The organism is Trichococcus palustris, assembly GCF_900114465.1.
GTDB classification, from domain to species: domain Bacteria; phylum Bacillota; class Bacilli; order Lactobacillales; family Aerococcaceae; genus Trichococcus; species Trichococcus palustris.
In genome coordinates this window covers 1-12101 of the sequence record NZ_FOTD01000008.1, presented here as the reverse complement: position 1 = coordinate 12101, position 12101 = coordinate 1, and the positions used below count along the sequence as shown (strand labels likewise).

Annotated in this window: 11 protein-coding genes; 8 read left to right on the top strand and 3 right to left on the bottom strand. The window is 45.9% G+C overall.

Features of this window, described 5'->3' with window-relative positions; translation table 11 throughout:
* Positions 1–30 precede the first annotated feature (30 nt).
* Together dnaN and dnaA are read right to left on the bottom strand one after the other, a co-directional pair.
* On the bottom strand, positions 31–1182 hold the full coding sequence (dnaN, locus tag BM101_RS06880) for a DNA polymerase III subunit beta (protein ID WP_087034019.1): 1152 nt from the start codon (positions 1180–1182) through the stop codon (positions 31–33).
* A gap of 173 nt (positions 1183–1355) precedes the next feature.
* Complete coding sequence (dnaA, locus tag BM101_RS06875; RefSeq protein WP_087034018.1) at positions 1356–2690, bottom strand: chromosomal replication initiator protein DnaA; 1335 nt, start codon at positions 2688–2690, stop codon at positions 1356–1358.
* A 566-nt stretch (positions 2691–3256) separates the two neighbouring features.
* Here dnaA and rpmH point away from each other — a divergent pair.
* The 8 genes from rpmH to BM101_RS06835 all read left to right on the top strand — a co-directional run bounded on the left by rpmH (position 3257) and on the right by BM101_RS06835 (position 11743).
* Positions 3257–3391, top strand: a complete 135-nt coding sequence (gene rpmH, locus BM101_RS06870; RefSeq protein WP_087034017.1) for a 50S ribosomal protein L34 — start codon at positions 3257–3259, stop codon at positions 3389–3391.
* 274 nt (positions 3392–3665) lie between these two features.
* Positions 3666–4010 (top strand): ribonuclease P protein component, encoded by a 345-nt coding sequence (gene rnpA / locus BM101_RS06865; RefSeq protein WP_087034016.1) that lies wholly within the window; start codon positions 3666–3668, stop codon positions 4008–4010.
* 36 nt (positions 4011–4046) lie between these two features.
* On the top strand, positions 4047–4874 hold the full coding sequence (gene yidC, locus BM101_RS06860; RefSeq protein ID WP_087034015.1) for a membrane protein insertase YidC: 828 nt from the start codon (positions 4047–4049) through the stop codon (positions 4872–4874).
* A 38-nt stretch (positions 4875–4912) separates the two neighbouring features.
* On the top strand, positions 4913–5737 hold the full coding sequence (gene jag, locus BM101_RS06855) for an RNA-binding cell elongation regulator Jag/EloR (RefSeq protein WP_087034014.1): 825 nt from the start codon (positions 4913–4915) through the stop codon (positions 5735–5737).
* A gap of 165 nt (positions 5738–5902) precedes the next feature.
* Positions 5903–6907, top strand: a complete 1005-nt coding sequence (locus BM101_RS06850; RefSeq protein ID WP_425445260.1) for an oxidoreductase — start codon at positions 5903–5905, stop codon at positions 6905–6907.
* Between the two features lie 263 nt (positions 6908–7170).
* Positions 7171–8619, top strand: a complete 1449-nt coding sequence (gene treP, locus BM101_RS06845; RefSeq protein WP_087034013.1) for a PTS system trehalose-specific EIIBC component — start codon at positions 7171–7173, stop codon at positions 8617–8619.
* A gap of 78 nt (positions 8620–8697) precedes the next feature.
* On the top strand, positions 8698–10353 hold the full coding sequence (treC, locus tag BM101_RS06840; RefSeq protein ID WP_087034012.1) for an alpha,alpha-phosphotrehalase: 1656 nt from the start codon (positions 8698–8700) through the stop codon (positions 10351–10353).
* Positions 10354–10609: 256 nt separating this feature from the next.
* Positions 10610–11743, top strand: coding sequence for a GerMN domain-containing protein (locus BM101_RS06835; RefSeq protein WP_087034011.1), 1134 nt, complete (start codon positions 10610–10612; stop codon positions 11741–11743).
* Here the strand turns inward: BM101_RS06835 and BM101_RS14365 are convergent.
* On the bottom strand, positions 11712–12101 hold a 390-nt coding region (locus tag BM101_RS14365; protein ID WP_256212151.1), incomplete at its 5' end, for a transposase. The two genes, BM101_RS06835 and BM101_RS14365, sit on opposite strands and share 32 nt — an antisense overlap.

Genomic DNA, 12101 nt, shown 5'->3' with positions numbered 1-12101 from the left:
TGTCAGCCGCTTCCCTGCCTATTAAAATTCTCAGTATGTTCTTACAGGTGTAATCAATTGGATGAAGGAATTGTCGTTCTCATCTTCACGGTCAGCCGGTACAACGATGAAAGGGCGGACAGCAGACGTGAAATTGATCTGCACGTCCTGTTGACCGAAGGTGCGCAAAGCGTCTTTCATGTAATCCGGATTAAAGGAGATGACCAAAGGATCGCCGCTCGCAGATTCATAAGATAATTCTTCTTCAACATTTCCTACTTCTGGAGAATTGCCGGACAATTCCACTTTTTCAGCATTGATCGATAATTTGACGACGTTATTTTTGCCTTCGTGTGAAAGCAAAGAAGCGCGGTCCGTCGCTTGCAGCAGATCATAGGCATTCAATACGATCTTTGTCGTAGCGACAGTTGGAATCAAACGATTTGTATCAGGATAGTATCCTTCCAACAAACGCGAATAGAAATAAACATTTTCGGCTTTGAAGAGCACTTGATTCTCCGTGATCATCATTTCGATGGAATCTTGATTTTCAACGATACGGGATAATTCAACCAAACTCTTGCCTGGAATGATCACGTTATAGCTTTTATCCATTTGGGACTCAGGTGCTGCAATGGATATGATGCGTTGACTTAAACGGTGGCTATCGGTAGCGACAGCCGTCAATTTCCCATTGTTTATGGTCATATTCACACCGGTCAGGATAGGGCGGCTTTCTTGTGTCGACGTCGCAATAACGGTATGTTGGATCACTTGTTTAAATAACATGGTTGGCAGAGTGATCACTTCGTTTGAATCAATCACAGGGAAATTAGGGTAGTTATTGACGTCAATCCCATTGATTGTGAAGGAGGCATTGGCAGAAGTGATATTGGTCTGGAACTGCTCCTTTACCTCGATCGTAATTTTTTCATCCGCCAGTTTTTTGACGATTTCATTGAAGAAACGGGCTGGTAAAACAATTCCGCCTTTTGTATGGATTTCTAATTGGTTGCTTTCTTCAGAAACAGGGATCAGCGTTTCGATGGATATATCTGAATCGCTCCCGCTTAAGGTTATCCCATTTTCGTCTGCAGTAATTTTTACCCCTGTCAAAATAGGAATCGTCGTTCGGCTTGAAATAGCTCTTTGTACATCAGATAAGTGCTTTATCAATACTTGACGATTAATTGAAAATTTCATAATAAGGGACCTCCGATAGTTATTGATATGAAGTAAATAATAATAGTAATAGTAGTAGGGCCTGTTCATTCTGTGGATAAGTGAAAGAAGCCGACAGAGACAATAGTTTTCCACCTGTGGATATCTTGTTGATAAAACCCGGGTTATTTCTTCGATTATCCACAAGCCATCAATCAGCGCTTTTCGAGACTGTTCTTGATGGTCTCCAGCTCACGCTGCAAATCACTGTCTTTCTTCAGGGAAAGGGAAATTTTCTCGTAGGCATGGATGACCGTTGTATGATCTTTCCCTCCGAATTCAGCACCGATTTTCGGCAAAGAGTTGTCCGTCATTTCTCTGGAGAGATACATCGCGATTTGTCTTGGAACGACAATGCCCTTTGTGCGTTTTTTGCCTTTCAATTCCTCCACCGTCACATGATAGTACTTGCCTACCGCTTGTTGGATGGCATAGATCGACAATGCTTTCGGTTTTTCGGATGGCATGATGCTCTTCAAGGCATCGGCAGCCAAGCTGGTTGTAATATCGGTTCCTTGAATCGCGGAATAGGCCTGCACCCGGACAAGTGCGCCCTCCAGTTCGCGGATGTTGGAATCGATCTGGCCGGCAATGTAGCTGAGCGTATCGTCCGGGATTTCCAGACGTTCACTGTTGGCTTTCTTGCGTAAAATGGCGATGCGCGTCTCCAGATCCGGTGGGGTGATATCGACCGATAATCCCCATGCAAAGCGGGAGACGAGACGTTCCTGCAGCTTCGGAATTTCATTCGGCAGGCGATCGCTCGTCAGGACAATCTGTTTCCGTTCGTCATACAAGGCGTTGAAGGTATGGAAAAACTCTTCCTGTGTCCCTTCTTTATCCGCAAAAAACTGGATATCGTCGACCAACAGCAGATCGACGCTGCGGTATTCATTCCGGAATTGTTCCTGGGTGCGGTTTTGGATCGAATTGATGAAGTCGTTCGCAAATGTTTCACTGCTGACATATTTGACTCTTGCTGTCGGGCGCAGTTGAAGCATTTGGTGACCGATTGCATGCATCAGATGGGTCTTGCCTAAACCGACTCCTCCATAGAAGAAGAGCGGATTGTAGATTGTGCCAGGTTCTTCCGCAACGACAAGGGCCGCAGCATGCGCCATTTGATTTCCTTTTCCAATAACAAAGGTATCAAAGGTGTATTTGCTGTTTAACTGGGCATCCTTGAATAAGCGATTGTTTCTGTTGCGTTGGACGGTCGGTTTTGCTATATCAGGCATTTCTTCGTTCTTGATCATAAAGATTGGAGTCAGCTCTTTCCCGCTGAACTCATAAATCCCTTCGACGATTTTGGTCACCAAGTTATTTTGCCAGTAATCTTTATGTAAAGAAGAAGGAACCTCGATAATGATGTTCGTATCGGTCAAGCGGACTGGGACCGCGCTGTCTATCCAGGTATCATAGCTGACTTTGGATAATGATTCTTGAAATTTTTCTTGCAGATAACGCCATAATGAATAGATGTCATCCAAGTGGGACACCTCCTTTTAGTGAGTCCTAACCATTTTAGCACTATATCAAAAAGTTTTCCACAACTGTTTTACTCTGTGCATAAAACAATTAACCGGTGGATAAAAAGTTATCAACAGGCTGGAAACGCTTGTGGATAATAAAGGACGCCTTGCAAGTTATTCACGTCTTTTTGTGGATAAATCAAACGAAAGAAACGCATTGTTACAGACTTTGAAACAGTTATCAACAAACGGAACGAGAGAAGTGGACAAAATGATGCACAGAATGTTCAATTGTGGATAAACGATGAATAAGGTGTGCTTAACGAGAGGGGGCGAAAAACTTATACCGGGCAGTGTGAATAATTTTTAGGGGCTGTGGATAAACTTTTTTAAAGGAAAAACGATTTTTTTCAAGAAAAGTGTTTCAACTTTTAAAGTTTTGTGCTATTATATCTCAGTGAGTTCAATGAAATGAACCAATTTTACTTGACATGTCACATTTGATTTCTTATAATGTCTAAGACTGTCTTAACAGATGAAAATAATCCATTAGAAAGATAGTTTTCCAGGAGGTGTAACGATAAATGAAAAGAACATACCAACCAAAAAAACGTCACCGTCAATCAGTTCATGGTTTTCGTCAACGTATGAGTACAAAAAACGGCCGTAGAGTTTTAGCAAGAAGACGCGCCAAAGGCAGAAAAGTTTTATCTGCATAGATCACTGACCGTCTCAGTGGTCTTTTTTTTTAAAGTATTCCATAGATACCGAAATATTTTTCTTGAATGGAGACTATGACAAAATAAGTCCGAGCGGAAACACGGTACCGTAAACGAAGGAAAATCCATTTTTTGGATGGGTTTTATTTGTTTGAAGTAGCGTTGTGGCTGTTAGTTCTGCATTTTGGAATTCAAAAACGGAGAGAGACATTTTTCTGTTTTTCTCCATTTAAGGAAGATTTTTTTGTATGCAGGGCAGATTTGAGGGAAGAACATGAAAAAATCTTTTCGGGTTAAGAAAGAAAAAGAGTTTCAGAAAGTATTTCATAACGGCGTATCCAAAGCGAACCGCCAGTTCATTGTCTATGTGCTGGATAAACAGGAACAACCGCATTTTCGCGTGGGGCTTTCTGTAGGCAAAAAAGTGGGCAATGCGGTGATGCGAAACGCTGTGAAGCGTAAAATTCGCCAAGCGTTAACAGAATTGAAGCCGGAGCTGAAACAGGATGTTGACTTCATCATCATTGCGCGCAAACCTGCTGCAGAGATGTCGACTGCTGAAGTAAAGAAAAGTCTGATTCACGTCCTGAAACTTTCTAACCTGTTGATCAAAAAATAATTGAATATTAATGTTTCCTATTGAGGAGGAGTACCTTTGTCAAAGCGTAAGCGATTACTTTTTACAGTCAGCTTGTTTGCTGTTATGATTGTGTTATCAGCTTGTGGAACGGAACCCATCACTTCCAACAGTACCGGAACGTGGGACCACTATGTTGTTTATAATTTTTCCCGTCTCATCATTTGGTTTTCTGAATTATTCTTCAATAATTTCGGGTTAGGCATTATCGCATTTACGCTTGTCATTCGCGTTGTTTTATTGCCGCTCAACCACTTCCAGACAAAGAGCACGAAAAAAATGGCGGCTGTCCAGCCCCAAATAAAAGAATTGCAGGCAAAATACGCATCGAAAGATCGCGAAACGCAAGAAATGCTGCAAATGAAGACTTCAAAATTGTATCAAGCCAACGATGTGAATCCTTATATGGGATGCTTACCGGCTGTTGTACAAATGCCTGTTTTGATGGCATTGTATCAATCCATCAGCAGAACGGAAATTTTGAAGACCGGATCGTTCCTATGGATGAACCTGGGTGAGCGTGACCAATTCTTCATCTTACCGGTAGTGGCAGCCATCTTGACGTATGCGACAAGCAAATTGACGATGATGTCCCAACCGGATGGAAATCCGGCAATGAAATCGATGACCTATACGATGCCCGTGATGATCCTGATGATGGGTATCAACTTCCCGAGCGCATTATCCCTGTATTGGGTGGCAAGCAACGCCTTCTCGGTGGGCCAAACGTTATTGTTGAATAACCCATTCAAGGCAAACAAAGAACGCCAAGCAGCGGAAGCGCAAAGAAAAGCGCGCGAAAAAGCTTTGCAAAAAGCGCAAAATCCTAAGAAAAAAAGAAAATAATCGTTAGACTTTGATGTAGGAAAGGATGACATATTATTATGGATAAAGTTATTTCAAAAGACACAACCGTCGACAAAGCGATCCGTAAAGGGTTGGACATGCTGGGCATCGAAAATCATGAGGCGGATATCGTCGTCGTCTCTGAAGGTAAAAAAGGACTATTCGGTTTCGGCCAAAAAGAGGCTGTAGTGGAAATAACCCGTAAAGAAATAATGGACTTTGAGGAAGCCGGAGATATCCAGCTAGCCGAAAACGAGGAAAAAGTCGAACACATTGAAGAGGATTTGGAAGAGGATTATCCAGAAACCGCTAAAGAAATCCTTGCCGAAAAACATAAAGCCGAAGTGGTGATGATTGCAGCCGAGGATGATGAAGAAGACTATGAGGATGAGTTTGGTGAAGAGGGCGGACTTGAAGAAGCAATCGCCCACGTCATTGCCTATTTAACAGACATCTCTGAAGTGTATGGTGCTCCGGCAATCGTTACCGTTGAGGAGAAGAATAGGTCGCTTATCTTCCATATGGACAGTAAGAAACCCGGTTTGTTGATCGGAAAATACGGAAAAATCGTCAATGCCCTACAAATTTTAGCGCAAGCGATGGTCCAACGTTATGTCCGTCATCGTATTTCGGTGGTCGTGAATGTGGGAGACTACCGTGAACGCAGAGCTTCCGTTTTGGAAAGCATTGCCGATCGTACAGCAGATCGCGTCATCCGCACGAAACAACCGGTTTTCTTAGAACCGCTTCCTGCGTTTGAGAGGAAACAAATTCACGCGCGTTTAAGCCAAAATAAACAAATCACAACCCATTCAGAAGGCAAAGAACCACATCGTTATCTGGTGGTTGAAATAGCCGAGTAAGAACGGTTCCTATTTAACAGACAGAGGGTAGGCTGGCAATCATTTTCAGGATTGTCAACCTACGCTTTTTTTCTTGCAAAAAAGCAGCCTCATCCTGAATAAGTTCGCATATTCGCTTGCTTTGTTCTAAAATTGATTCAGAGAGAATCGAAAAGAGGGGTCAGCGTGGAATCTTTTAAAGCTTTGATGGCGAACGCAGTGAACGAAGAAGTGGAAACAGCAATCAAAATGATTCAAAAAGAGGACTTGCCTGCAGGCGATGTCTTGATTGAGGTGCATTATTCCAGCGTGAATTTTAAGGATGGGTTGGCGGCGACGAATGCGAAAAGCGGGGTCATCCGCAACTATCCATTGATTTTGGGGATTGATCTAAGCGGCGTTGTGGTCGAATCGGATTCAGCGAAATTCAGTCCTGGAGATGAAGTCATCGTGACCGGATATGGTTTAGGGGTGAGTCATTTTGGCGGCTACAGTCAGTACGCGCGCGTACCGGGAGAATGGGTGGTGCCTTTGCCGGATGGCCTGACGTTGAAAGAAGCGATGATCATCGGGACTGCCGGTTATACGGCTGCGGAGTCGGTAGCTGCATTGGAAAAACAGGGTTTGACGCCGGCAGCTGGTAACGTTTTGGTGATGGGTGCCACCGGTGGGGTTGGAGGGATGGCCGTTGCGATGCTGCATAAACTCGGCTACTCCGTTGCGGCGGCCTCAAGGAAAAAGGCGGAATATTCCGCCTATCTGATGGACTTGGGTGCCGCTGCGGTGATCCATCCGGATGAGGTCGGATTGGAAAAGAAACGGCCGTTGGCGAAACAACGGTGGGCTGCGGTGATCGATCCGGTCGGCGGTGCGATGGTACCTGAACTATTGGCTCAAGTACAATACGGCGGTTCGGTTGCTTTATGCGGAAATGCCGGCGGGGTGAAGTTTGAAGCGACTGTTCTGCCCTTCATTTTGCGCGGCATCAACCTTCTGGGCATCGATTCGGTCAATCAGCCTTTCGAGGAACGACTGCAACTTTGGCAGCGGATGGCGACGGATATGAAACCTGAACGGCTGGAAGAATTGATTGATCAAGAGGTGGCTCTGGAAAATTTGCCGGGCGCATTTGAAAAAATCATGGCGGGAAAAATGAGAGGCAGAACGCTTGTACACGTGAAAGAAGCTTAGGCAACTGTCTGGATATGCTGCGCGGGACAAAATCCTTTAGGGGATTTTGGTTCGTGCAGTTTTTTTGTTCTCGCTTAGGCAACAGCCCTAATTATTTTTTGCGTATCCTAAGCGAGAAAGATTGAAAAATGCAGGTATTTTCTATACTTATATAGATAATTATAGAAGCGTGCAAGGAAAGCGTTTGCGATGGAAGTAGGTCCGCGTTAGAATGAGTTTACAAGGTGATATGTATATACAAGTTTCGAAGGGGGGAAAAGAATATGGCAGATTTCAGCAAGGACGCCAAGGATTTGCTGCAGTACATCGGAGGACCCGATAATATTTTAGCAGTCAGCCATTGTGCCACTCGGATGCGTTTTGTATTGAGGGATCCTGCTGCGGCGGATATCAAGAAAATCGAAGGGATTCCAGCGGTAAAAGGAACCTTTACGCAAGCAGGGCAATTTCAGGTAATCATCGGCAACGAAGTCCCTCAATTCTATAGCGAATTCACAAAGGTTTCCGGCAAAGAGGGCGTTTCAAAGGATGAAGCGAAAACGGCAGCCAAACAGAACCAGAATGTTGTGCAACGGGTGATGTCGGTATTGGCCGAAATATTCACCCCGCTGATTCCGGCAATTGTGGTAGGCGGTCTTATACTGGGTTTCCGCAATGTGTTGGAAGGGATCCAATTTGCGAACGGCACAATCGTTTCGAACTCACAGTTCTGGACAGGTGTAAATGATTTCTTGTGGCTGATCGGGGAAGCCATCTTCCATTTCTTGCCGGTGGGGATCACTTGGAGCGTCACGAAGAAGATGGGCACCACCCAAATTCTGGGTATCGTTTTAGGGCTCACACTGGTTTCGCCGCAATTATTGAACGCATACGCTGTCGCAGGTGCCTCTGAAATTCCCTTCTGGGACTTCGGTTTCTTCCAAATCGATAAAATCGGCTATCAAGCACAGGTCATTCCGGCGATGTTGGCCGGCTTTACATTGGCCTACCTTGAAATTTGGCTGCGCAAATGGATTCCGCAAGCGATATCGATGATTTTTGTGCCGTTCTTCGCTTTGGTGCCGACCGTTCTGATCGCCCACACCGTCTTGGGGCCGATCGGCTGGCAGATCGGCCAATGGGTTTCCAATATCGTCTATGCCGGTTTGACAGGGAACTTCAGATGGATCTTCGGCCTCTTCTTTGGGGCGCTCTATTCCCCGCTTGTCATCACCGGGCTGCATCATATGAGCAATGCCATCGACCTGCAGTTGATTGCCGACTTCGGCGGGCCGAACCTTTGGCCGATGATCGCTTTGTCTAACATCGCCCAAGGTTCGGCCGTATTGGCGATCATCTTCCTGCACAGAGGCGATGAGAGGGAGGAGCAGGTTTCCATCCCTGCCATGATTTCTTGTTACTTGGGCGTCACGGAACCGGCCATGTTCGGGATCAACATCAAATATGTCTACCCGTTCGTGGCTGCCATGATCGGATCGGGTCTTGCCGGTTTGGTCTCGACGACAGCCAATATTATGGCGAATTCGATCGGTGTCGGCGGTATCCCAGGATTCCTATCCATCCAAACGGATTCCATGTTCATGTTCTTCATCTGCATGATCATCGCTATCGTCGTGCCGTTCGTATTGACGGTTGCATTCGAAAAGAAAGGCCTGTTTGCACCGAAGGCGGATGAAGTGACGGAAACGCCGGTCATCGAAACCGCAAAATAAAAAAAGAATGACGAGAGGGACAACGGCTGCGTTTCAGCTTCTGCCCCTTTTCTGGAAAACATATAGGAGGCCATAACGATGGAACACTTTCAGAACAAAGTAATTTATCAACTTTATCCCAAGTCATTTAAAGATTCCGACGGGGACGGCATCGGCGACCTGCAGGGCATCATCAGCCAAGTCCCTTATCTGGCGGAATTGGGGGTCGATATGATCTGGATGAATCCCATTTTTGTCTCCCCTCAAAAAGACAACGGCTACGACATAACCGATTACTGCGCCATCGATCCCGTTTTCGGGACGATGGATGATTTTGAGGAATTGATCCGAACGCTTAAAAAGGAACAGATAGAAGTCATGTTTGATATGGTATTCAACCATACATCGACAACGCACGAGTGGTTCCAGAAGGCGCTGCTGGGCGACAAAGAATACGAGGATTTTTATATCATCCGGGAACAGAAAGCGGACGGCGGGCTGCCCACCGACTGGGAGTCGAAATTCGGCGGGGAGGCGTGGGCTCCTTTCGGGGATACCGGGAAATACTATCTGCATCTGTTTGATGAAAGCCAGGCGGACCTCAATTGGCGCAATCCGAGGGTAAGGGATGAACTGCAAAAGGTGGTCAATTTTTGGCTGGCTAAGGGCATAAAGGGATTCCGCTTCGACGTGTTGAACCTCATCGGCAAAGATGAGCTATTGCTGGACAGCGGGGGCAGCAATGAAAAGAGCATCTATACGGACCGCCCGATCGTGCATGAGTACATCCGGGAATTGAATGAAGCGTCATTCGGTAAAGCGGACAATATCGTGACGGTCGGTGAAATGTCCTCCACGACCGTCGAGAACGGTATCCTGTATTCCAATCCTGAAAGGAAAGAGTTGTCGATGATATTCAATTTTCACCACCTGAAGGTCGATTATAAGGACGGTGAGAAATGGTCGAATCCCCCATTTGACTTCCTGGAACTCAAACGTATCCTGAGTGAATGGCAGACGGGGATGTCCATTGGAAACGGCTGGAATGCCTTGTTCTGGAACAACCATGATCAGCCTAGAGCCAACAGCCGTTTCGGGGATACGACTAATTACCCTTATGAAACGGCCACGATGCTGGCTCAGACCATCCATCTGTTGCGGGGAACGCCATATGTCTACCAAGGGGAGGAAATCGGCATGACCAATCCCGATTTTATCGATATCAGCGACTATGTCGATATTGAAACGCACAATGCCTATCAGGAAATGAGGCTCGCTGGCCTATCCCATCAAACGGCGATGGAAATCACCAAGCAAAAATCCCGCGACAACAGTCGAACGCCGATGCAATGGGACGGCAGCCCGAATGCCGGATTCACCACCGGAAAACCATGGTTGAAGGTATCCGATAATTATCCGACCATCAATGTCGAAAAGGAATTGGCCGACGGGAAAATATTTCGTTACTATCAAAAATTGATCCAGTTGCGAAAAGAGAATGCGATCATCTCCGAGGGTTCCTATGAAGGCGTTTTGTTGGATGATGCGGAAGTTTACGCTTATTTCCGTGAAAACGAAGAGGAAAAGGTGCTCGTGTTGAACCACTTCTATCCTGGTGAACATACGCTGGCAATCCCGGAAGAATGGACAGAGGCAACAAGCGAATGCTGGATCGGGAATTATGAACAAAGACCGTTATCCGCTTCCTTCACCCTTCACGCATACGAAACCGTGGCCTACAGAATGAAAAAATAGAACAATTTGAGAATGAGACAAAAAGCGTTCAGACCCGAATCACTGGAGCGAATAAGCGGAGGATAGCCGCAGACTATCTGAGCGTTATTCGTGAAGTGAAGTCGGGTCTGCTTTTTGGAACACGTTTATGAGCCGGGAATGGCTTCCTCAGCTCTTTTTGTCCAATAGCCACAAGGGTGTTTGCGCTTTCTCGGAATATGAACAAAAGGATGATTATGATATAATGAGGCCATAAAAGACAGAAGGTGGGAGTAAAATGAAAAAGATAACCTCAATCATCACGATATCTTTGCTGTTTTCCCTGTTGGCTTCATGTAGGGGGGGAGCGACAAATGATTCAGCAGAGTCGTCCGCTTCATCAGCCAGCATCAGTTCCTCATCAGCGATGGGTTCATCCGATAGCAGTTCCGCTTCAGCTTCCAGTTCAGACCAAGAAACCGTCCTTACGGTGGGAGATTTTTATCCGTTCACCGCATCTGTCTATTCCAGTTATTTAGGGGACGGCAATGAATATGCTTCCTTTAAGGTTTATCCGCAATACATCGAGGGTAACCGCATGCAGATCACTTCAAATAATGGCGGCACGCAGATTGTAACGGTTTTGGAGAATGCGGACGGTGAGCTGAAGGAAGTGTTCAGCCGGCCGGAAACCTATTTCCGTGAAAATATGCTTGGAAAAACGGCATCAGGTGAAGCAGCGAATCAATTGAACATCTTATTGAAGGAACCCTTGGCAGTCGGGAATAGCTGGACCAATCCGAACGGTACTACTTCTGCAATAACGAATACGGCGGCTAAGGTCGAAACACCTCTGGGCACGTTTGCAGCACTGGAAGTCACGACAACCTACGAAACTTCGAAAACCATGAATTATTATGTGAAGGACTTGGGTTTGGTGAAGCGGGTGTCCGACCTGGGCGACGGCATGGTCGTTTCTTCCAGCTTGGAGACGAGGACGGAAAATATTCCAGAAACGCAGATGCTGCGGGTATACTATCCGGATTCTAATGTGATGGGATTGGATGCGACGAGTGTTGAATTGGCCTATGCGACAAATCAAATCACCCGGGACGTCTTAGCTGCAGCCCTTAAGAATGTGGCTGCAGCGCCTGGCGGACACGTCATCGGCCCGAACGTCACCATCAATAGCCTAGCGTTAAGCGATGACGGACGTGTCCATGTCGATTTTTCGCAGGAATTCGTTTCGGAAATGAACGCGGGCAGTTCAGCAGAATCCTTGATTTTGCAAGGGGTCGTGAATACAATCGGGGAATACTACGGCGTCCAGGAAGTCTACCTCACGGTAGCGGGGAAACCTTATGAATCGGGGCATATCCTGATGGGGGAAGGGCAATATTTTACGGTCGACTATTCCGATGTAAATCAATAAAAGGGAAGTATTTGCTAAATGAATAAAGAGGCTGGGACATAACTAGCTGAAATGAATTAAAAAAGGTTCCAATCACCGAATTTTGGTGGTTGGAACCTTTTTTCGAGGGCCAAGGTGCAGATTCCCTCCCAAGGAGGGCTGTCTGAACAGCGTATTTCCTCATGTTCACTGCCATAAGCGCAAATCCCAAGTCATTGCGCACCTTCTCCTTTCCTCTGACCGAGAATCGAGTGAAGCACAAATTAGCCTTCAAGAATCCGAACACTGGTTCTACATCGATCTTCCGTTTTCCGTAGATCGCGCCAGTCTTTTCATCCGAAAGCAAATCTTTAATTATTTTTTTCTGTTGTTCCCACTT